We start from the raw sequence: 21303 nt of genomic DNA on the forward strand, positions 1-21303 counted from the left end.
CGCCCTGGACAACTGCATTGCGACGGCTATGCCGCCACGCGGCTAGCGCTCGACGATCGCCACGACGCCCTGGCCGCCCGCGGCGCAGATGGAGACCAGCGCGCGGCCGCCGCCCTTCTCCGCCAGCTGCTTGGCGGTCTGGGCGATGATGCGGCCGCCGGTGGCGGCGAACGGGTGGCCCGCGGCCAGCGAGGAACCGTTCACGTTCAGCTTCGACCGGTCGATCGAGCCGAGCGCGCCGTCCAGGCCCAGGCGCTCCTTGCAGTACTGATCCGACTCCCACGCCTGCAGGGTGGCGAGCACGACGGACGCGAACGCCTCGTGGATCTCGTAGTAGTCGAAGTCCTGCAGGGTCAGCCCGTTTCGGGCCAGCAGGCGCGGCACCGCGTAGGTGGGGGCCATCAGCAGGCCGTCCGGGCCGTGGATGTAGTCCACCGCGGCGACCTCGGAGTCCACCAGGTAGGCCAGCGGCGACAGGTTGCGCGAGGCCGCCCACTCCTCCGAGCCCAGCAGCACCGCGGACGCGCCGTCGGTGAGCGGGGTGGAGTTGCCGGCGGTCATGGTGGCGTCGCCCAGCTTGGTGCCGAACACCGGCTTCAGGGTCGACAGCTTCTCGATGGTCGAGCCGGGACGCAGGTTGTCGTCGCGGGTCAGGCCCAGGAAGGGGGTGATCAGGTCGTCCATGAAACCGCGGTCGTAGGCGGCGGCCATGTTCTTGTGCGACAGGTAGGCCAGCTCGTCCTGGGCCTCGCGGGAGACGCCGAATTCCTTGGCGGTGATGGCGGCGTGCTCGCCCATCGAAAGTCCGGTGCGCGGTTCGGCATTGCGCGGGATCTCGATGCCGACCATGGACGGGCGCAGGCGGCCGACCAGCTTCACGTAGTCGGAGTTCTTCTTGGCGCGGTTGGCGTCGAGCATCCACTCGCGCATGCCCTCGCTCACGCCGATGGGCGCGTCGGAGGTGGTGTCGGTGCCGCCGCCGATGCCGTTCTCCAGCCGGCCCAGCGCGATGCCGTCGGCCACGGTGACGATGGACTGCAGGCCGGTGCCGCAGGCCAGCTGCAGGTCGTGGGCCGGGGTGTACGGGGACAGGGTGGAGCCGAGCACCGACTCGCGGATCATGCCGTGCTCGCCGACCCGCTTGAGCACCGCGCCGCCGACGACCATGCCCAGGCGCTCGCCCTGCAGGCCGAAGCGGCTGACGAGGCCGTTCAGCGCGGCGGTGAACATGTCCTGGTTGGAGGCGTGGGCGTACTTGCCGTCGGAGCGAGCGAACGGAATGCGGTTACCGCCGAGGATGGCTACCGGGCGGGCCTGCTTGGTGTTCTTGGCCGCGGTCTTCGCCGAACGGGCTTTGGTGGTCACTCGAGTCTCCAGTGTCTCGTCGGTGGATTTCCCCTGCGCGCGATCCCGCGGGACCCGCTGCTGTCGGTTTACATTAAACTTACTCTGGAGTAAGTTCATTTGTCGACACCGGACCCCTTCGATGTGCGCAAGACCGCTTCGGACTGTGCGCGCGCACGTGGGCGAACGGCGAAGACGACACGACAATCGAGGCGTAGACCCCCGAGACGAAGAGAAGGTAGGAACCAGTGGCTGCCAAGAGCAAGGGCGCTCCCAATCTGTACGGATCGTTCATCCACTCCGCCCCCGGCGCGTTCCTGGCCTCGAAGCTGGGCCTGCCGCAGCCGGAAACCCTGCGTCGCTACAAGGCCGGCGAGCCCGCGCTCCCCGGCCCGGTGCTGGTCGGCGGCAAGGGCCGCGTGGCCGACGCCGTGCGAAACCTGCTGGGCGACTACACCTTCGTCGATGGCGTGACCCCCGGCGTGAAGTTCGGCGCGCTGGTCTTCGACGCCACCGGCATCAAGACCATCGAAGAGCTCGAGCAGCTGTTCCAGTTCTTCCAGCCGGCCATGCGCAGCATCGCCCCGTCCGGCCGCGTGCTCGTCATCGGCACCACCCCGGAACTGTCCGCGACCGTCGACGAGCAGATCGCCCAGCGCGCCCTCGAAGGCTTCTCGCGCTCGGTCGGCAAGGAGCTGCTGCGCGGCGCCACCGCCAACCTGGTGTACCTGCACCCGGAGGCCGCCGCGGGCGCCACCGGCCTCGAATCCACCCTGCGCTTCATCCTTTCCGGCAAGTCGGCCTTCGTCGACGGCCAGGTCTTCAAGGTGGGCAAGGACGACTCCACCGCCCCCGCCTCCTGGGACAAGCCCCTGGAAGGCAAGGTCGCCGTGGTGACCGGCGCGGCCCGCGGCATCGGCGCCACCATCGCCGAGGTCTTCGCCCGTGACGGCGCGACCGTCATCGTCGCCGACATCCCGGCCGCCGGTGAGGCGCTGTCCGAGACCGCCAACAAGGTCGGCGCCACCGCCCTCGCGCTGGACGTCACCGCCCCCGACGCCGCCGAGAAGCTGGCCGCCTTCGCCACCGAGCGCTTCGGCGGCATCGACATCGTCGTGCACAACGCGGGCATCACCCGGGACAAGCTGCTCGCCAACATGGACGACGGCCGCTGGAACTCGGTCATCAACGTGAACCTGGCTGCGCCGCACCGCATTACCGAGGGCCTCGTCGCCGCGGGTGCGCTCAAGTCCGGCGGCCGCGTCATCGACGTGTCCTCCATCGCCGGTATCGCCGGTAACCGCGGCCAGACCAACTACGGCGCGTCCAAGGCCGGCGTCATCGGCATGGTGAACGCCGAATCGCCGAAGCTGGCCGAGAAGGGCATCACCATCAACGCGGTGGCCCCCGGCTTCATCGAGACCGCCATGACCGCCGCGATTCCGCTCGGCACCCGCGAGGCCGGCCGCCTGCTGTCCTCGCTGCTGCAGGGCGGTCAGACCGTCGACGTCGCCGAGACCATCGCCTACTTCGCCTCCCCGGCCTCGAACGCGGTGTCCGGCAATATCGTTCGCGTCTGCGGCCAGGCCCTGATCGGAGCATGATGAGCCAGACCATCACGCTGCGCGAAATCCCCAAGAACAGCAGCCTTTTCGTCAAGGCGGCGCTGGGTGCGGTGCCGGTGCCGGGACTTTCGGCGCGGCCGTCCAAGCTGCCGGACCGGGTCATCAAGCTGGAGGGGCTGAAGGTCGATCCCGACCATCTGGCCGCCTACTGCCGGGCCACCGGGCTGCGCTTCGACGACGCCCTGCCGCTGACCTACCCGTTCGTGCTCAGCTTCCCGCTGGCCATGCAGCTGGTGGTGGCGCGGGACTTCCCGTTCGTGGCGGTCGGCGCGGTGCACGCGCAGAACACCATCGAACGCACCCGGGACATCTCGGTGTCGGAGCCGCTGGACTTCGAAACCCACATCGAGAACCTGCGCGAGCACCCCAAGGGCCTGCTGGTCGATGCCATCACCGAGGTGAGCGTGGGCCGGGAACTGGTGTGGCGGCAGGTCACCACCTTCCTGCACCAGCAGCGCACCTCGCTCTCGGGCGGCCCCAAGCCGGAGCCCAAGCCGGAGGAGGAACCGCCCGCGCCGCTGCGGCAGACCCGGGTCGATCAGAAGATGATCAACCGGTACGCCGCCGCGTCGGGTGACCACAACCCGATCCACACTTCCGCGCTGGGCGCCAAGGCTTTCGGTTTCCCGAAGCCGATCGCGCACGGCATGTGGTCGGCGGCCAACATCCTCTCGAACCTCGAGGGGCGGGTGCCCGGCCAGGTCACCTACGACGTGAAGTTCGGCAAGCCGATCTTCCTGCCGTCCACGGTGAACGTGTACGCCGATCGCGTCGAAGGCGGCTGGGACCTGGCGCTGCGGAACCCGAAGAAGGGTTACCCGCACCTCACCGCCACCCTGCGCTAAGGTAGGAGCCCAACTCCCGGGGTTCGTCAAGACCTCGTCCCGGACACCGGGAGTTCGCACTCCGCGGCGCCGCATCGGCACCGCGAAGTGCCCGCCGCGCACCGATTCGCGAACCGTATGTCGTCTCGCAGGGGTTTCGACATCCGGATCACGAATCGGTGCGCGGTTTTTCGGTTTCAGGGGCGTGTTCGCCGAGCTGGTTGCGGGTCGCGGGTCAGCAGCTGCAATCGCAACCGCAGCAATCACAGTCGCAGCAGTCGCAATCACCGCAGCAGCCGCCGTCGCCATCGCCGCAATTGCAGCTGCAGCAGTTCGAGCAGCCGTCGCAGCCGCAATCGCACACCTCGTGCAGATTCCGCTCGAGCCACGACTTCTTGTGCTCACCGGTGCACGGATTGGTGTGCTCGGCGCAGCAGGCGTAACCGGTGCAGTACTGGGTGACCCCGATTCCGATGCCCTCCCAGAACCTCGGGCGGCTGAACGGAGTTCGCGGCGGTTCGACGCCGTGCTGAGCATGCATCCCGCACGCTCGCACCGACCCGGTCGCCTGCCCCAGCCGCCGCACCACGCTGCGCAGCGGATCGAGCAGCATCCAGCGCACCTCGGCGGCTTTCTCCAAGCCGGTACGCAGCAGCGCCGCCCGCAGCAGCGAATTCGATTCCCGCAGTAGCTCGTACGCTTCCGCGGTGGAGGTTCCGGTCGCGGTCAGCGGGTTGAACCGGCCGTGCTCGCGATCCGCCTCGAGGTCCTCGATCGCGTCGGCCAGATGCGCGATCCGGCCGAAATGCCAGCCGACTTCCCGCAGGGCGTCGGCGTTCTCGGGCCGATCAGCCAGTATCGCGGTGTGCCCGAACAACTCCGCCGCGCACAACTGGGTGGGTGCGGTCAGGGCGTCGAGCGTGGTTCCGGGGGTGTTCTCCAGGCTCGCCTGCGATTCGATCGCGGCGATCAGCGGTTCGACATCCAGCCCGATCTCGCCCGCCGCCGCGCGCGCCCGGCTGTGCCAGCGGTTCGAGACCCGGGCCAGCGGGAGCCCGGCCATCTTCCCGGTGTCGCCGTCGTCGATGTGGTCGCGAATCTTGGCCGCGCCCAACAGGAGTGAAGCCGTCGCGGCGAGGCGCACGCCGGGGGAGCCGGGGGCCGCCACGCTCGCCCGGCGCATACCGCGCGCGGGGCAGGGGCCGGCGGTGCGCCGGTCCGCCGGATCCGATTGCTGTGCCTCGGTGAGCATTCCGAGCAGAATCGCGTCGGTATTGGTGGCTGCGCGGGCGACCTGACCGTGACCGTCGCGCAGTCCCAGGCACAGCCCGCACATCTGGGCCTGGAAGTCCGAGACGGTGAGCCCGTACTTCCCGGCATTGTGCGTACACGGTTTGAGCAGCCCGAACACAGCGAATTCCCCATTCCCCGCCCGACCCGATCCGGGCGGTCCAGCGACACGATCAGAGCGAACTGTCGCAGGGTTCCACGGCGCGGGCAACCCGGCGGTTCAGCCGGGCCCGGGTCAGACCGTCTCGGCCTTCTTCTTGCCCGACAGACCGCGCCAGGCCAGATCGTCGAGCAGGTTCACGGCCTCGGCCATTTCGATCTGCCCGGCCGCCACCCGGTCCGCGATGGCCTCGCCCGCGCCGATCACGGCCACCGACACCACCTCGAAATTGGTCCCGGGCTCGGCGTACTTGGCGCTGGATTCCAGCAGCTTCGCGGTCAGCTCGATGATCCGGTCCCGGCTGTTGGCGATCTCCGAGGCGAACGGCGCCTGGCCGAGCGCCTGCCGGTAGAGCACCTGCCAGGACAGCCGGTTGTTGTCGACGTAGGACAGGAAGGCCTCCAGGCCCGCCCGCAATTGCTCGTGCGGCGTCAGCTTGGGGTTGCCGGCCACCGCGACGGCTTCGATGAACCGGATGCTCTCCCGGTGGATGCAGGCCCGGAAGAGCTCGTCCTTGGAGCCGTAGTAGAGGTACAGCATGGGCTTGGAGATCTTCGCCTCGGCGGCGATCGCGTCCATGGAGGTGTCGTGATAACCCTTGCGGGAGAAGACCTCCACGGCGGCGTCGAGCATCTGCTGCTCGCGCACCGCGCGAGGAAGCCGTTTCGTTCCGCCAGCCATGCACTCTCCTAGGACATATCGAAGCCCTTATCTTACTCCATGGTAAGTTCCGCGACCCCGAATTGCCGGTGATTCGCCGATCAGGCGGGTAAACCGCGCCGGATCAGTTGCCAGGAGGGTGATCGAGCGGCCCTCAGCAGTGCGGCGCGGTGCCCTTGAACTTTGCCATGCGCAGCACCGAGGCATCCACCTGGCTTCCCGGTAGCCGGCCACTCGACACCGCCTGCTCCAGCCGATCCAGCACCTGCGGCACCGCGTCGGTGGTGATCCACAGGGCATTGTCGGCCCCCGCGACCAGGGCGGCTTCCACCGCGTCGGCGATGCTCATCCGCGCGGTGATGGCCGCCATACCGCCCAGATCATCGGTGAAGATCACACCCGTGAAGGGTGCCGAATCGTAGCCGGTGCCCTGCCGCAGCAGCGCCATGGCCTGCGGGCTGATGCTGGCCGGGACATTCGGCTCGGTCAGTCCCGGCACGTCCAGATGCCCGACCATGACCGCCGACCCCGAGTCGATCAGCTTGCGATACGGCACCAGGTCCTTGTCCTGGAGTTCGGCCAGCGGCGGCGTGCGCACCGCACCGGTGTGCGAGTCGCCCGACCCGGAGCCGTGGCCCGGGAAATGCTTCATGACGGTGCCGATGCCGGCCTCGTGATAGGCGCGGATGAGGGCATCGGCGTACTGGACCACCACGTCCGGGTCATCGGAGAAGGAGCGGTCGCCGATCACCGAATCGTCCGGCTGCGCGCTCACGTCCACATCCGGCGCGAAATCCACGGTGACGCCCAGCGCCTTCAGCTTCTGCGCCCGGTCCAGGCTGAACTTGTAGAACTCGTCCGGGGTCATGGTCTGCGCGGTGACCCGGGCCGAGGGCGCCGGGCCGATGAGGTCCTTGACCCGCGAGACCCGGCCGCCCTCCTCGTCGATGGTCACCATGAGCGGGGTCCGCGCCGCCGCCTTGACCTTGGCCATCGAGGACTGGTCGGTCAGGATGGACTTGTCGGTCCAGCCGCCCACGAAGATCCCGCCCACCTGCTCGGTCTTGATCACGTTCTCCGCGTCCGCGGCCCCCGTGACACCCACCGTGAGCAACTGCGCCAGCTTCTGGCGCGGCGTGAACTGCGCCAAATACCCTGCGGCGCAGTCCTGTTTCCCGGATGTGGTGGGCGGCACGGCGCTACTGCTGCTGCCGGACGTGGACGAACCGGACGCGGAGTCGCTGGACGAGCCGCTGTTGCTGCCCGAACAGGCGGTCAGCACGACGGCGGTCAGTGCGAGGACGATCCCCGGTGCAAGGCGCATGCGTCCGACGGTAGCCGCCGATGTGCGCGCAACCCACTCCGACACCAACTTCGCGCACCGCCACGCCGCGTGTCGCACGCCCGGGGGAATCAATTCCACTGGGGTTTCAGGAGCTTGCCCCCGAGCGCCGCGAGAGTTGTTACTTCCCTGGCAGTTCGTGATGTCCGCCGAAGGCCTGGCGCATGGCCGAGAGCACCTTGTCGGCGTACAGGGACTCACCCCGGGAAGCGAAGCGCTGGAACAGCGCGGCCGAAAGTACCGGCGCCGGAACGCCTTCGTCGATGGCGGCGTCGACGGTCCAACGGCCCTCGCCCGAATCGGAGACGCGTCCGCCGAAGGAATCGAGGTTGGGATCGGCGTAGAGCTCGGCGGCGGTCAGATCCAACAACCAGGACGCGACGACCGATCCGCGCCGCCAGACCTCGGTGACCTCGGGTAGATCGATGTCGTACCGGTAATACTCGGGATGCTCGAGCGGCGTCACCTCGGCGGAATGCTCCGCGTCCGACTGCTTCCCCACATTGGCGTGGTGCAGGATGTTCATCCCCTCGGCGTAAGCCGCCATCGCCCCGTACTCGATGCCGTTGTGCACCATCTTCACGAAGTGGCCCGCACCCGCCGGCCCGCAATGCAGATAACCCTGTTCCGAGGTGGACGGTTCACCGGTGCGACCGGGCGTGCGCGGCGCGGCATCGACTCCGGGAGCGATGGACTTCAGCAGCGGCTCGATATACGAGACCGTGTCCGCCTCCCCGCCGATCATCAAGCAGAACCCCCGTTTCAACCCGAACACCCCACCCGAGGTCCCGATATCCACATAGTGAATCCCCTTGGGCAGCAACATCGCAGCGCGCTTGATGTCCTCGTGGTACCGGCTGTTCCCGCCATCGATGATGATGTCCCCGGGCTCCAGCAGTTCCGACAATTCGTCGATCACCGCTCCGGTCGCCCCCGCCGGAATCATCACCCACACCACCCGCGGCTTCGCGAGCAGCGCCACGAACTTCGGCAGATCCGTGGTCCCGCTGAACCGGTCACCAAGCTCCGCCGAGAGCTCGTCGATATGCGGTTGCTTGCGTTCGTAGCCGACGGCCGTATGCCCGTCCCCGGCGATCCGCCGCACGATATTGGCGCCCATACGGCCGAGCCCGATCATTCCGAGCTGCATGCTCATCTCCTCGAGTAGTCCGGAGCCGCGGCATGGTCCTCGAGCTTCGCCTGACGGCATTTGCCTCGATTGTCCCAGTCTTACCCGCTGGAAGTTTTTTCCGGCAGCGCCGCGCGGGTGTGTAACGCCCTCGAACCCACTCCGATAGACGAGGTGGCTCCGTGCTGTTGCCAGACCCCCGACCCGGCAACCGCACGGAGCTCTCTCATGTCCGGCCGAAGCATTGCCGCAAGTTTGCTGTCGCACCCGGAAAGCGCGCGATGTCGGTGTGGCCCACTATGGTGGGCGGGGAATTCGCGCTGTGCGGGTTCGCCAGTCGACCATTGGGAGGATGGTTCGTGACCAGCGGTAGTCCCGGACGTCACGCGCATGCGCGCCGACCCGTCGAGGAACCGACGCCCGGACGGCAGTTCCTGAACTCCACCGCGGCCCGCCGAGCCGGGATCGCCGCGGGTGTGCTGATGGCCGCGTGCGGGGTCGCCTATGCGCTGGATTGGTCGCTATCGTCCGGCGAGGTGCCGCGCGGCGTGCAGGTCGCGGGCATCGATATCGGCGGCCTGGACCGCGCCGTCGCGCAGAATCGCCTGGAAGCCGAGCTGAATCAGCGTGTGGCGCAACCGCTGACGGTCGAGATCGGTGATGTGCAGACCACGCTGGTGCCGCGTGACGCGGGCCTGGGTGTGGACTGGGACGGCACCTGGGACCGGGTCGGCGGGCAGCCGGTGAATCCGTTCACCCGGCTGTGGTCGTTCTTCGGCACCCGCGACGTGGAGCCCGCCCCCATCGTCGATGCCGCCGCCATGGACAAACAGCTGCAGGCGCTGACCGCCCACGATCGCCAACCCGTCGAGGGCGGCGTGGTTTTCGAACAGGCCAGACCCGTGCCGGTACAGCCGGTGCCCGGTCGTGTGCTCGACGTGACCGCCGCCCGCGCTGTGCTGGCCGAACATTGGGCTGACGGCTCGGTGCTGGACCTGCCCGCCGTGGAGAAGCAACCGCAGGTGCGGGCGGACGCGGTGGACCGGGCGATCCGCGAATCCGCGCAGCCCGCCGTGCGTTCCGCCGTCACCTTCACCGGCAAGGGCGGCAACGGGGTGCTCGAACCCGACCAGATCGCCGGCGCGCTCACCTTCCAACCGGACGGGCAAGGCGCACTGACCCTTTCGTACAACACCGAGGCCCTGATCGCCGCGCTGGACCCGCAGTTGAAGCGCACCGAGGTGGAGCCCAAGGACGCGACGTTCGCATTGTCCGGCGGTCGCGCCACCGTGGTGCCCGCGGTCACCGGCGACACCATCAACTGGGAGAAGACCTTCGAAGGGCTTGCCGCCCTGCTGGTTTCGCCGGGTGACCGCACCCGCGCCGTCGTCTACGAGCAGGTGAAGCCCAAGCTCGCCACCGACGAGGCCGAGAAGCTGGGCGTGGTGCAGCCGATCGGTTCCTTCACCACCTCCGGTTTCAGCGGCCCGTCCGGCGTGAACATCCGCGTGGTGGCCAAGAAGGTGGACGGCGCGGTGGTGAAACCCGGAGACACCTTCTCGCTCAACGACTACACCGGTCCGCGCGGTATCGACCAGGGCTATGTGGAGTCCGGCATCATCGATCACGGCCGCCCCGGCGTCGCGGTCGGCGGCGGCATCAGCCAGTTCGCCACCACCCTCTACAACGCCTCGTATTTCGCGGGCATGGAGGATGCCGGGCACACCGAGCACAGTTACTACATCTCGCGCTATCCGGCGGCGCGCGAGGCCACCGTGTTCGACGGCGCCATCGATCTGAAGTTCCGCAACAACAGCCCCTACGGCGTGCTGATCGAGACCTCGACCACCGATTCGGAGGTCACCGTGCGGTTGTGGAGCACCAAGACCGTCGAGGTGGAATCGATCAGCGGCGAGCGCACCAAGCCGACCGAACCGACCACGGTGACGCTGCCCAAGGGCAAGAACTGCATCGCCTCCGACGGCGCGCCCGGATTCACCACCTCCGATACCCGGGTCATCCGGGATGCCAAGACCGGCAAGGAGATCTCCCGCAAGACCCGGACCGTGAAATACGATCCGGTCCCGGTCGTCAAGTGCGAGTGAGCCCTTCGAGCAGGCGGTCGACATGGTCGGCCGCCTGTTCCGGTGCCAGCTCTCGTTCGGTGAGCAGCCGGTACCAGAACACCCCGAACAGCTGATCCGCCGTGTAGTCGAGATCGATGTCGGCCGCCAGTTCCCCGCGTTCGATCCCGCGCGCCAGCAGCCCCGCCACCACCGCCCGCCGGGTGTCCACCCAGGCCCGGAAGGCCGTTCCGAATCCGGCATCCAGTTGCGCCTCGGCCATCAGCCCGCGAAGTGCCTTGACCCGCACCGGATATGCGCTGATCCCGTACAGCCGGGTGGTGAATTCGATCAGGTCCGCGCGCACGTCCCCGGTATCGGGTTCGGGCATGCGCTCTTCCACCGTCAGCCGGTAGGCGTCCATCACCAGCTCGGCCTTCGATTTCCACCAGCGGTAGATGGTGCTCTTGGCGACCCCGGCCCGCTGCGCCACGCCCTCGATGGTGACGCGCTGGTACCCGATCTCCTCGACCAGTTCGGCGGCCGCGGCGAGCACGGCGTCGTGGGCGTCCTGGCTGCGGACCCGGCCGCCGGTGCGGGCGGGACGATCGGTGATCGGCATGGGCCCACGGTAGCAGCGCGGTTGACATAAATTCAAACGCGACGTAGCGTTTCGATTCAGTTCGACCGCATCACCGAGGAGATCCCAATGAGCACCATCGTCGTGAACCACGGATACGCCATGGCCCCGGCCGAGAACTGGTACCCGCACCTGGCCGGGCAGTTCCGCGCCGCGGGCGACGAGGTCCGCCTCCCGCAGCTGCCCGATCCCGCGAATCCCGTTGCGGCCGACTGGCTCACCGCCTTGCAGAAGGAGGTCCGCGACAATGCCGCGGCCGACACCGTGCTGGTCGGTCACAGCCTCGGCGGCGTGAACGTGCTGCGACTGCTGCAGGCGCACGACACCGAGTCCGAAGGGCAGTTCGCGGGCGTGGTCCTGGTCGCCTCCATGGCGGGCGAGGTCGGCTACGACGCCCTGGCCGCGTTCTTCGAAGGCGGCTTCGACTGGCCGCGAATTCGGGCCGCCGCCAAGCAATTCCGTATTCTGCACGCCGCCGACGACCCGGTCACCGGTGCGGCCACCCCGGATCACATCATGAAGTTCGTGACCGAATTGGGTGCCACCGCAACGGTTACCGCCACCGGCGGGCACTTCCCCACCACCCCGGACACCCGCACCGAACTGCCCGAGGCCGAGCGGCTGGTGCGAGAAGTGCTGGGCCGGTGAGTATTCGGGGTTATCCACAGCTGAGCTGTCTATCCACAATTGGGGGATAAATCTTGGGACAGCTGTGGATACTTCGTGGAACCGAGATTTCCGCGCGGGGACGGCGGGAATCAGCGAACTTCCGGCATGCCGGGGTGGCGCGGCGGGCAATCCGGGGATAGCCTGCCGACCGGGGGAAACGAGAGCTGCCGGAGTTGCGCCCTTTGCCTACACTTGGCTTGCTGGCAGCAAATCCCTCGAGTATGCGGTGACCGGAGAACCTGGGGAAGAAGGTCTCACGATTGTCGACAGCTAGCGGTGAACAAGGACGTGACCGGCGCGCGCTCGTGCGTGCCTGGTGGCGTGACCCGGTCGACTACCGCTGGCTGGTGCGGACTTTCGACGCGCGCGGGACGCTCGGCCCGGTCAAGATGATCATCGCCGCCGCCGGCGCGGTCATGTTCTTGATCACCGTACTCGCCGCCGTCTCCGGGGCCGGCCCGGATACCGCGCTGGGCAAAGCGATCGATGTGATCACCGCCACCGTCGCGGCGCTGTGGGCGGTGTACTGGTGGCGCGCCCCCTGGCCCTCCGAACGCGGATCGTTACTGCTCATGGCATTCGCGGATGTGCTCATCACGGCTGCGAGCCTGTCGGACTCCGACCGTCTGTACGGGGCGCTCAACGCGGTGCTGCTGTTCGTGACCGGCAGCTACTTCACCTTCTTCCACGGCCCGCGCATGCTGGCCCTGCACACCGCCTGGTCGATGCTGACGGTGCTGCTGCTGGCCGGGCGGGTGTGGCGCGATCACGCCGGGGATGCGGCGCTCGCCGTCGCCATCGTGCTGACCATGGCCACCGCCACCGTCGTCGTGCTGCCCGCCCTGCACTTCTGCTACTGGCTACTGCGCCTGGACGCGCTCTCCGATCCACTCACCGGGTTGCTCGATCGCCGCGGCCTCGACTACTACCTGTCCGGCTGGCTCTCGTCCTGTGACACCACGCCGATCTGCGTGATGACCATCGACCTGGATCGCTTCAAGGCCGTCAACGACACCTTCGGCCACTCCCAGGGCGATCAGGTGCTGATCCGCACCGCGAACTGCCTGCGCGCCGCCGCCCGCCCGGGATCGATCGTGGCCCGCAGCGGCGGCGAGGAATTCGTGATCGTCGAACGCCTGTCCTCCATGGCGGAGGCGACCGCCGAAGCCGAACGCGTCCGCAGCACCATCGCCACCTGCGACTCCGGCACCCAGATCACCGCCAGCGTGGGAGTCGCTGTCATCGAAGGCGATTCGAATGCCCGCCACGCCGAATACCTGCTGGCCTTCGCCGATGCCGCCATGTACCGCGCCAAGAGCATGGGCGGCAATGCCGTGGTCCTCGCCGAACCCTCCTGAACACAGCACTGCGGCCCGGGATCACCCGGGCCGCAGTGTGTATTTTCCGGTATGGAAAAACCTTGGTCTTACTGGGGGTTCGGGGGCGAAGCCCCCGGACCCTTATATCCCGTCGCGTTTAGAACGCGGCCTCGTCCAGCTCCATGATGTCGTTGTCGAGGTTCGACAGGATGGTGCGGGTCGCGGTCAGCTCGGGGAGCACGTTGCGGGCGAAGAACTGCGCGGACGCGATCTTGCCCTGGTAGAACGGCTCGGTCGAACCGTTGTCGAGCGCCTTGATGGCGACCTCGGCCTGCTGCAGCAGCTGCCAGCCGATGAGCAGGTCACCGACGGCCATCAGGAAGCGGACCGAACCCAGGCCGACCTTGTAGAGCTCCTTCGGGTCCTGCTGAGCGCCCATCAGGTGCCCGGTCAGGGTGGCCGCCATGGCCTGCACGTCCTCCAGCGCGGTGGCGAGCAGCTTGCGCTCGGCCTTCAGGCGACCATTGCCGCCCTCACGCTCGATGAACTTCTGCACCTGGCTGGCCACGTGGGCCAGCGCCACACCGCGATCGCGGGCGATCTTGCGGAAGAAGAAGTCCTGCGCCTGGATGGCGGTGGTGCCCTCGTAGAGCGAGTCGATCTTGGCGTCGCGGATGTACTGCTCGATCGGGTAGTCCTGCAGGAAGCCGGAGCCACCGAAGGTCTGCAGCGAATCGGTCAGGTACTGGTAGGCGCGCTCGGAACCGACACCCTTGACGATCGGCAGCAGCAGATCGTTGACGCGGAACGCCAGGTCCTTGTCGGCGCCCGAAACCAGTTCGGCCACATCGGCGTTCTGGTGCGCGGCGGTGTACAGGTAGATGGCGCGCAGGCCCTCGGCGTACGCCTTCTGCATGGCCAGCGAGCGGCGCACGTCCGGGTGGTGGGTGATGGTCACGCGCGGCGCGGCCTTGTCGGTCATCTGGGTCAGGTCGGCGCCCTGCACGCGGATCTTGGCGTACTCCAGCGCGTTCAGGTAACCGGTCGACAGGGTGGCGATGGCCTTGGTGCCCACCATCATTCGAGCGTTCTCGATGACGTCGAACATCTGCGCGATGCCGTTGTGGACCTCGCCGACCAGCCAGCCCTTGGCCGGGATGCCGTGGCCGCCGAAGGTGACCTCACAGGTGGCCGAGACCTTGATGCCCATCTTGTGCTCGACATTGGTGACGAACACGCCGTTGCGCTCACCCAGGGTGTCGGTCTCGAAGTCGAAGTGCCACTTCGGCACGTAGAACAGCGACAGGCCCTTGGTGCCCGGGCCGGCGCCCTCGGGGCGAGCCAGCACCAGGTGCATGATGTTCTCGAACAGGTCGTCGGAGTCACCCGAGGTGATGAAGCGCTTGACGCCCTCGATGTGCCAGGAGCCGTCTTCCTGCTGGATCGCCTTGGTGCGGCCGGCGCCGACGTCGGAGCCCGCGTCGGGCTCGGTCAGCACCATGGTGGCGCCCCAGTTGCGGTCGGCGATCTTCTGAGCCCACTTCTTCTGCTCATCGGTGCCGTTGTTGTAGAAGACCTGCGCGAAACCGGCGCCGGCGGCGTACATCTGGGCCGGCGGGTTGGCGCCGAGGATCATTTCGCCCAGGGCCCAGCCGACGACGGAGGGGGCGCCGAGGCCACCGAGCTCCTCACGCACGGGCACCTTGGACCATTCGCCGTCCTCGAGCGCCTTGTAGGACTTCTTGAAGGATTCGGGGAGCTTGACCGTGTGGGTCTCCGGGTCGAAGACCGGCGGGTTGCGGTCGCCGTCCTCGAAGGAGTCGGCCAGCGGGCCTTCGGCGAGGCGACGGACCTCGTTGAGCATTTCCTTCACGGTGTCGGCGTCGAGATCGCCGTATGCGCCGCTGTCGAGCAGGGAACCGAGCCCGAGCACCTCGAAGAGGTTGAACTCGAGGTCGCGGACGTTTGCCTTGTAGTGACCCATGGTCGTACTCACTCTCCATTGAGATGGGTGCGGTTCGGTGTGTGCCGTTCCCGCCCGTTAGGTCTCCACCGGGTAGACGCCGTAAAGCAACGCTACTGGCGGGTAACTTATACGCCATGTTACCGACCGGTAGAACCGTGGCCAAGATGATCGGGGCCGAATGTGAGCAACGGCACGAACCGTAGTTCCCGAGCGCGGTTCCGTTGCGGGCCGGGGGATTCCGGCGGTCCCGGCGCACCGGGCCGGACCTGGGGCGATGAGGTTCCGCACCGGTCGATACCGTGGTCCGGTGCGCATCGACACGAGTGCCGGACCGGCCGAGGTGGAGATCGATCGGCCCGGACGGAAGAGCCCCGGGTTCTTATTGATCTTGACTCACGGGTCCGGGGGCGGTACGGACGCGAAAGACCTACTCGCCGTACGCGATTCGGCCGTGGCGCTGGGCGGCGCGGTGGCGCTGGTGACGCAGCCCTATCGGGTGTCGGGACGGCGCGCGCCCGGCAAGGCGGACGTGCAGGATGCCGCCTGGCTGGAGATCGTCGCGGCGCTGCGCAAGAAATTCCGGGGCAAGCCGATCGTCCAGGGCGGGCGCAGCAACGGTGCGCGGGTGGCTTGCCGGACGGCGCGAGAGGTGGGCGTACGGGGCGTGCTGGCGCTGTCGTTCCCGTTGCATCCGCCGGGCAAGCCCGAGAAATCCCGGCGCGAGGAACTGCTCGCGCCCGGCGATATCGAGGTCGTGGTGATCAATGGCGCGCGCGATCCGTTCGGCATCCCGGACGCCGCCGACGCCGCCGAAGTGCAGGTCATCCCCGGTCAGGCGCACTCCTATCGGGCCGGCTTCGACGAGATCGCCGCCACCGCCGCACGCTGGCTGGAGCGCTGGACCGCCTAGGCCGATGCGGTGCCGGGCGGTAGTTCGGGCAGACCGGGCGCGCCGCCCAGCGCGGGCTCTTCCTCGGGTTCGGCCGGGGCCGGTTTGTGCGCCACCACCAGCGCGTCGATGGCATCGCGATCCTCGGTCGGGCGCCGGATGCGATCGGCGGTGCGAATGCGGATCTCCGGGCCCGCCGGACCGAGATCGGCGAGGATGTCGTCCGGGGAGAACAGCAGCGCCGGATCCTGTTCGCCGCCATAGCCTTCGGTGAGATTGAGCCGGTCGTGGCCGAGCACCAGCAGGGTGCCCTCGGGGGAGAGCATGTCCGCCGCGCGCAGCAGCAGGGCGCGGCGATCCTCGGCGGGGATGTGCACGTAGGCCATCAGGATCAGCTCGTAAGGTCCGGTCAAACCCGCGGATTCCAGTTCGGTCACGTCGGCGTGGTGCCAGCTGATCCGGGTCCGCACCGAGCGCGACAACCGGGATGCGACGGTCCGCCCCTTGTCGATCCCCACCTGTGAATAGTCGACCGCGTCGACCTGCCAGCCGTGCGTGGCGAGCCAGAGCGCATTGCGCCCCTCGCCGCTGCCGAGATCGAGGGCACGCGGCAACTCGGGTCGCGGCTCCCCGATACCGAAACCGCCGAGCGGCAGCCGGCGCTCCAGCCCGAAGACCTGTTCCACGACGGTATCGCTCGGCGGTGCGCCCCAGACCAATTCGGTCCGGGCGTAGTGCTCGTCCCATGCCACGGCATCCATGGTTGCGAGTCTAGGAGCCCCCGGAACGACGATCGGCCGCGAACTTTCGTTCGCGGCCGATTCCGTCAGGCGGTGGTCACAACGTGGTGTGCATCAGGATCACGTTGTACTGACTGTGCACGGTCGTGAGGAAGTACAGGTCACGGCCGGTCTGGTAGGGGAAAATGTAGGGCGCGTAGGCCGTCGGCAGTTCCCGGGTGTCGATGAGAACTTCGGGCCCGCCCCACGGACCTTCCGGGGAAGGCGAGCGGTACATGACCACCGAGTTCCACGGATCGGTGGTGAGCATGATGTATTGCCCGAGGTAGTCGTTCCACTGCACCGACATCTCGGAGATCCCGCCGCCGATCACCGGCTGGGCCGCGTTCACGTCGCCCTTCTTCCAGGCGCCGCCGTCCCAGTACTCGTACGCACCGAGATCCGCGATGGCCGCCTCCGGCACCCGCGCCAGGAACACGGCATTGTTGCGGCCCGACTGGGTCCCGTACTCGTAGACGAACCCGCCGCCCTTGACGAACGCGTTCATCTGGAAGTTCGAGTTGCCGCCCTCGTCCGGACGGCGAGTCGCGGGCAGTTCGCCCCAGGTCTCGCCATTGTCGCCGGAGATGGCCAGGCCCGAGTAGTTGGTGGTCCACTGCCCGACGTCGTCCCAGCTCTTCACCGACATCAGGCTCATGTACTGCACCCCGCCCACCGAGATGGCCGCCGTGGGAATGCGGCTGATCTCCAGGAACGGGATCTTCGGGCTGGGGATGAGATCCCGGGCCTGCCCGAACACGTCGCGTACGACCGAATCGAAGTAGATGCCGTTGGCCGGGTTGGTGGTGTGCGAGCGCACCAGAATGTTGGAGCGCCACGCCCAGGTGCTGCCGACCAGCAGGTTGGGGAAGCCCAGCCCGGCGGTGTCACCGAAGGTGGTGAGCAGTTCGCCGTTCCCGTTGTCCCACATGATGCCGAGGTCGGTGCCGAGCACGTTGTAGTTCTGGGTGTTGTTGGGGCTGGCCATGCCGGTGACCTGGAAGACCGCTTTGGAGCGCCCCGGGAGCTGGGGCAAGCCATTGGTGCCGTTGAGCACCGGAATCGGATTGATCGCGTTGGGGTTGGCTGCGGCCGGGCTGGTCACGGTAAGGAGCAAGGCCGTGGCACCTGCTAGGGCGGACAGCAGCAGGGGGGCGGTCTTGGTCAATGCGGTGGGTCCTCTTCCGGTTGTCGCCGAATATGAACGGACCGCACGGTATGTGACGGGCCGCACATTACGTTCGACTCGCTGGCAAAGTGTGAAAATGCTAACAGCGATACCCTCGCGGTGGGGATTCCAAACCGGATTGTTTGCCGTGAATTGCCTTACGTTTGCGAATTGGTATCTCGGGTAAGGGCCTGACGCAGGATCAACGGCAGCTGGGTCGCGCGCTCGACGGCCAGCGTACGTCGGACCGACGCCGTCCAGGTGCGATCGAACAGGCGTTTCGCGCTGGCCACCGCGTGCGGGGAGCGGGTGGCGATGCGATCGGCCAGCTTCTCCGCCGCCGCCCGCGGATCCGCCGACACCTCGGTAACCAGGCCGATACGCTCGGCGTACGCGGCATCCACCGGGTCGGCGGTCATGGTCAGCAGCAGCGCCTGATCCACGCCGATCAGCCGGGACAGGGTGGCCGCACCGGACATATCGGGGATCAGGCCGTGCTTGGCCTCCATCACCGAGAACTCGGAATCCGGTGTGACGAAACGGAAATCGGCGGCCAGCGCCAACTGCAGCCCGCCGCCGTAGCAACGGCCGTGCACCACCGCGATCACCGGCTGCGGCAGCCGCCGCCAGGCCCAGCACGCCTCCTGGAAGGTATTGGTGCCCTTCCACGGCAGCGGCACGAAATTGCGGATGATGGCCAGCGGATCGCCCATGGCCTTGGCGACATCCAGGCCGGAGCTGAAGCTCGGGCCGTTGCCGGACAGGATGACGGCGCGAACATCCTTGCGCCGCTCGATGATTCCGGCGGTCTTCACCAACTCGTTCAGCATCTCGATGGTGAGGCCGTTGTGCTTGTCCGGGCGGTCCAAGGTGACGTAGGCGCGGTCACCCTCGAAGCTCAGCGCGACATTGTTGCTCATCGGTCAGTCCTCCAGCAGGTCCAGCAGCAGCCGGGCGCAACCGGCTGGGTCGTCGTAGAACGGCGTGTGGCCACTGCCGTGCAGCGTGACATGCCGGGCGCCGGGCAGTTCGGCGCGGGCGCGCCGGGACTGGGTGGCGTACGTGAGCAGAATGTCACGGTTGCCCCAGGCGATGGTGAGCGGGAGGTGGTCCAGGCGGCTGGGGTCCGGGAGCCGGAATTCGGTGAAGGAGGCCAGGGCCGGACGGAAGCCGGGCGAGGCCAGCAGGTTCTCGACGGTGTCCACCGAGACCCGCGGGGTCAGCGCCCACGGCTTGCCGAACACCAGGCCCAGGAAGGTGGAGCGGCCGGTGGCGGAGCCGAAGATCGAGGGGACGGCGGGGCGCAGCAGTTTGGTGAGCTGCTCGGCGCGGCCCAGCGCCTGCTGGCACCACACCCGGCCGGGCGTGTCCCAGAATCCGATGGGGGAGTAGGCGGTGACCGAGCGGGCCAGGCCGCGCGCCGCCAGATCGAGAATGATGCCGCCGCCCATGGAATTGCCTGCCAGATGCGGGTTCTCGATGCCCTCGGCGGCGAGGAAGTCCACGAGCGCGTCGGCGAGCGTCGAGACCGTGGTGGTGGCGAGTGGTTCGCTGCCGCCGAATCCGGGCAGGTCCACGGCGATCACGTCGAAGCGCTCGGCGAGCGTGCCGATGATCGGTTCCCACACCTGCCAGTGGCTGCCGACGCCGTGCACGAGCACGAGCGGGTCCCCGCTGCCCTGGCGATGATGGTTCAACTTGGTCATTTCCATTCCCCTGACCTGGTGCTGTGCGCCGACCCTAACAGTCGTGGCCGGGCGGCCAGTTGAGCTTTTCGGCCGCTCGACGGCGGTCTGCGCGGCCCGTTCGGGCGGTACGATAAAAGGTATGGCAACCCGGAAAGTGACCCTGTCGCTGGACGAGGCGGCCTGGTCGTATGCCGAACAGGCCGCGGCCCGTGCGGGAATGTCGCCCTCGGCGTGGATCTCCCGCGCCGCCCGGCGCGAAGCCGTGCGCACGGGTTGCGTCCCCGGTCCCGATCCGGTCGAGCTCGCCGCCGGCGACGAGGCGGAAAGGAAAGCCGCCGAGAAGGAGATGCGTGCGCAAGGGTGAACTCTGGGTTTATCACCCGCATGGCACCAAGAGACGCCGCAATATCATCCTCATCAGCAGTGACGGCATCAACGAGTCGCCGCGTCCGTGGCTGATCGCCGCGGAGGTGGAATCCGAAGACCCGCAGGACATTCTGGCGGTCCCGATCCCCGGGCACGGCTGGGTGCACGCCGGCAATCTGGGCCGCATCTATCGCGGCTGGCTGGCCGAGCGCATCGATGCGGTGGACGGCGAAATCGTGGACCGTATCGACACTGCCCTGCGCGCGGCCATGGATCTGTGAGATCGTTCGTCGGCATTCACCGTCCAACGTCGAGAGTCGAGACTTCCGTGCGTATTTCCCTGATCGCCGCCGCGCTGGTGGCGCTGCCGCTGCTGACCGCCTGCGGGGGCAATGACAAGGCCGATGCCAAGCCGAACGTCACTCAGGAAGAACTCGCCAAGTACTTCAAGAGCACCAACCTCCCCGTCGACCTGGCCGACTGCGCCGCCAAAATCTATTACACCCAGGGCATTTCGCAGGACGGCCTGCGCCTCATGGTCAGCTCCGAAGCCAAATCCGCCGCCGTCGACCCCGACGCCGCCGCCCGCAACGGCATGAGCGCCGACGACCAGGCCAAGGTCGGCGCCGCCACCAGCCGCATCATGACCGAATGCGTCAACAAGGCCAAGTAGCCCCCATGCCGGCCAGCCCTTTTGGTATTCGCTAACCGATCCGCAAGTCCCCACGGCCACGCTCTGGGGTGACGGTGAAACCCGACACCCCAGAGACCCGAGGATCCCCATGCGGAAATCCGCCTTCGCCATAGCCCTGCTGACCCTCCCCCTCCTGTCCGCCTGCACCAAGGCCGAACAGGCCGTGGCACCCGCCACCACCAGCGCCGCCGCGTCCACATCTCCGGCCGCCGCCTCCACCGCCCCGAAGTCGTCGGCCGCCGCCACGACCACCCCCGGCAGCGTCCCCACCGGCACCCTCTCCGCCGGCCAGATCTCGCAGTCCCTCCAGGACAAGGGGCACCTGGACCAGAAGACAGCCGACTGCATCGCCAACATCTATGTGGCCGAAGGCATCTCCCAATCGGGCATTCGCGTCATCCTGAACAGCGACTACACCTCGGGCGCGGCCAGCCCCACCGAACTGGGCCTCACCATGGACGACGTCAAGAAAGCCACCGCCGCTACCAAGCGCGTTGTCTCCGAGTGCATCTGACCGGCGCCCCGAGGCGGGGCGTGAGGCGGGCATGAAAAAGGCCCCTGATCTGGGATCAGGGGCCTTTTGGAGCCGATGACGGGAATCGAACCCGCGCCATCTGCTTGGGAAGCAGAAGTTCTACCATTGAACTACATCGGCATCTGGTGGTGCGTTCGCGACTCTATCAGACGG

At 67.8% G+C, this 21303-nt stretch carries 21 protein-coding genes and 1 tRNA gene; 10 read left to right on the forward strand and 12 right to left on the reverse strand.

All coding sequences use genetic code 11. The features are described 5' to 3' along the window. Positions 1-42 precede the first annotated feature (42 nt). Complete coding sequence (locus NY1_RS31475) at positions 43-1365, reverse strand: acetyl-CoA C-acetyltransferase (protein ID WP_067720767.1); 1323 nt, start codon at positions 1363-1365, stop codon at positions 43-45. Between the two features lie 227 nt (positions 1366-1592). Between NY1_RS31475 and NY1_RS31480 the strand changes: the two genes are divergently transcribed. Together NY1_RS31480 and NY1_RS31485 are read left to right on the forward strand one after the other, a co-directional pair. Next, positions 1593-2948 (forward strand): 3-oxoacyl-ACP reductase, encoded by a 1356-nt coding sequence (locus NY1_RS31480; RefSeq protein ID WP_067720768.1) that lies wholly within the window; start codon positions 1593-1595, stop codon positions 2946-2948. Next, the gene (locus NY1_RS31485) at positions 2948-3814 is read left to right on the forward strand and encodes a MaoC family dehydratase (RefSeq protein WP_084535694.1); all 867 of its coding nucleotides are present in this window, start codon (positions 2948-2950) and stop codon (positions 3812-3814) included. The genes NY1_RS31480 and NY1_RS31485 overlap by 1 nt, the downstream gene beginning before the upstream one ends. Positions 3815-4028: 214 nt before the next feature. On the opposite strand, the gene NY1_RS31490 is transcribed toward NY1_RS31485, so the two are convergent. From NY1_RS31490 to gnd, 4 genes are all read right to left on the reverse strand, one after another. Further along, positions 4029-5204, reverse strand: coding sequence for a DUF5685 family protein (locus tag NY1_RS31490; RefSeq protein WP_067720770.1), 1176 nt, complete (start codon positions 5202-5204; stop codon positions 4029-4031). Positions 5205-5318: 114 nt separating this feature from the next. Then, positions 5319-5924: a TetR/AcrR family transcriptional regulator gene (locus tag NY1_RS31495; protein WP_067720771.1), complete on the reverse strand. Its 606-nt coding sequence runs from the start codon at positions 5922-5924 to the stop codon at positions 5319-5321. A gap of 133 nt (positions 5925-6057) precedes the next feature. After that, positions 6058-7227 carry a glycoside hydrolase family 3 N-terminal domain-containing protein gene (locus NY1_RS31500; protein ID WP_067720772.1) on the reverse strand — a complete coding sequence of 390 codons (1170 nt, stop codon included), beginning with the start codon at positions 7225-7227 and terminating at the stop codon, positions 6058-6060. Positions 7228-7366: 139 nt separating this feature from the next. After that, entirely contained in the window at positions 7367-8395 is a 1029-nt protein-coding gene (gnd, locus tag NY1_RS31505; RefSeq protein ID WP_067720815.1) for a phosphogluconate dehydrogenase (NAD(+)-dependent, decarboxylating), read from the reverse strand. A gap of 338 nt (positions 8396-8733) precedes the next feature. On the opposite strand from gnd, the gene NY1_RS31510 reads away from it, so the two are divergent. After that, the gene (locus tag NY1_RS31510) at positions 8734-10479 is read left to right on the forward strand and encodes a VanW family protein (protein WP_233434575.1); all 1746 of its coding nucleotides are present in this window, start codon (positions 8734-8736) and stop codon (positions 10477-10479) included. Here NY1_RS31510 and NY1_RS31515 read toward each other — a convergent pair. Beyond that, complete coding sequence (locus NY1_RS31515; RefSeq protein WP_084535696.1) at positions 10466-11059, reverse strand: TetR/AcrR family transcriptional regulator; 594 nt, start codon at positions 11057-11059, stop codon at positions 10466-10468. The genes NY1_RS31510 and NY1_RS31515 overlap by 14 nt on opposite strands. A gap of 87 nt (positions 11060-11146) precedes the next feature. Between NY1_RS31515 and NY1_RS31520 the strand changes: the two genes are divergently transcribed. After that, a complete protein-coding gene (locus NY1_RS31520) occupies positions 11147-11725 on the forward strand; it encodes an RBBP9/YdeN family alpha/beta hydrolase (RefSeq protein ID WP_067720774.1) in 579 nt (192 codons plus the stop codon). A 281-nt stretch (positions 11726-12006) separates the two neighbouring features. Next, the gene (locus tag NY1_RS31525; RefSeq protein WP_084535698.1) at positions 12007-13104 is read left to right on the forward strand and encodes a GGDEF domain-containing protein; all 1098 of its coding nucleotides are present in this window, start codon (positions 12007-12009) and stop codon (positions 13102-13104) included. A gap of 118 nt (positions 13105-13222) precedes the next feature. Here NY1_RS31525 and NY1_RS31530 read toward each other — a convergent pair whose 3' ends face one another. After that, entirely contained in the window at positions 13223-15049 is a 1827-nt protein-coding gene (locus NY1_RS31530) for an acyl-CoA dehydrogenase (protein ID WP_067720776.1), read from the reverse strand. A gap of 289 nt (positions 15050-15338) precedes the next feature. Between NY1_RS31530 and NY1_RS31535 the strand changes: the two genes are divergently transcribed. Next, the gene (locus NY1_RS31535) at positions 15339-15941 is read left to right on the forward strand and encodes an alpha/beta hydrolase family protein (RefSeq protein WP_067720777.1); all 603 of its coding nucleotides are present in this window, start codon (positions 15339-15341) and stop codon (positions 15939-15941) included. Here the strand turns inward: NY1_RS31535 and NY1_RS31540 are convergent. The 4 genes from NY1_RS31540 to NY1_RS31555 form a co-directional block, all read right to left on the reverse strand. Then, entirely contained in the window at positions 15938-16681 is a 744-nt protein-coding gene (locus tag NY1_RS31540; RefSeq protein ID WP_067720778.1) for a class I SAM-dependent methyltransferase, read from the reverse strand. The two genes, NY1_RS31535 and NY1_RS31540, sit on opposite strands and share 4 nt — an antisense overlap. 76 nt (positions 16682-16757) lie before the next feature. Continuing rightward, on the reverse strand, positions 16758-17867 hold the full coding sequence (locus tag NY1_RS31545; protein WP_067720779.1) for a glycoside hydrolase family 183 protein: 1110 nt from the start codon (positions 17865-17867) through the stop codon (positions 16758-16760). 158 nt (positions 17868-18025) lie between these two features. Further along, positions 18026-18787, reverse strand: coding sequence for a crotonase/enoyl-CoA hydratase family protein (locus NY1_RS31550; RefSeq protein WP_067720780.1), 762 nt, complete (start codon positions 18785-18787; stop codon positions 18026-18028). Positions 18788-18790: 3 nt separating this feature from the next. Next, positions 18791-19573, reverse strand: coding sequence for an alpha/beta fold hydrolase (locus tag NY1_RS31555; protein ID WP_067720817.1), 783 nt, complete (start codon positions 19571-19573; stop codon positions 18791-18793). Positions 19574-19694: 121 nt separating this feature from the next. On the opposite strand from NY1_RS31555, the gene NY1_RS31560 reads away from it, so the two are divergent. From NY1_RS31560 to NY1_RS31575, 4 genes are all read left to right on the forward strand, one after another. Further along, the gene (locus NY1_RS31560; protein WP_067720781.1) at positions 19695-19919 is read left to right on the forward strand and encodes a hypothetical protein; all 225 of its coding nucleotides are present in this window, start codon (positions 19695-19697) and stop codon (positions 19917-19919) included. Beyond that, a complete protein-coding gene (locus tag NY1_RS31565) occupies positions 19906-20202 on the forward strand; it encodes a hypothetical protein (RefSeq protein ID WP_067720782.1) in 297 nt (98 codons plus the stop codon). Before NY1_RS31560 ends, NY1_RS31565 begins: the two co-directional genes overlap by 14 nt. A 47-nt stretch (positions 20203-20249) precedes the next feature. After that, positions 20250-20594, forward strand: coding sequence for a hypothetical protein (locus NY1_RS31570; protein WP_067720783.1), 345 nt, complete (start codon positions 20250-20252; stop codon positions 20592-20594). Positions 20595-20703: 109 nt separating this feature from the next. Next, a complete protein-coding gene (locus tag NY1_RS31575; RefSeq protein ID WP_067720784.1) occupies positions 20704-21129 on the forward strand; it encodes a hypothetical protein in 426 nt (141 codons plus the stop codon). 67 nt (positions 21130-21196) lie between these two features. Here the strand turns inward: NY1_RS31575 and NY1_RS31580 are convergent. Further along, a tRNA-Gly gene (locus NY1_RS31580) sits at positions 21197-21270 on the reverse strand. Positions 21271-21303: the final 33 nt, after the last annotated feature.

Origin of the sequence: Nocardia yamanashiensis NBRC 100130 (assembly GCF_001613325.1) — a bacterium.
GTDB classification, from domain to species: Bacteria; Actinomycetota; Actinomycetes; order Mycobacteriales; family Mycobacteriaceae; genus Nocardia; species Nocardia yamanashiensis.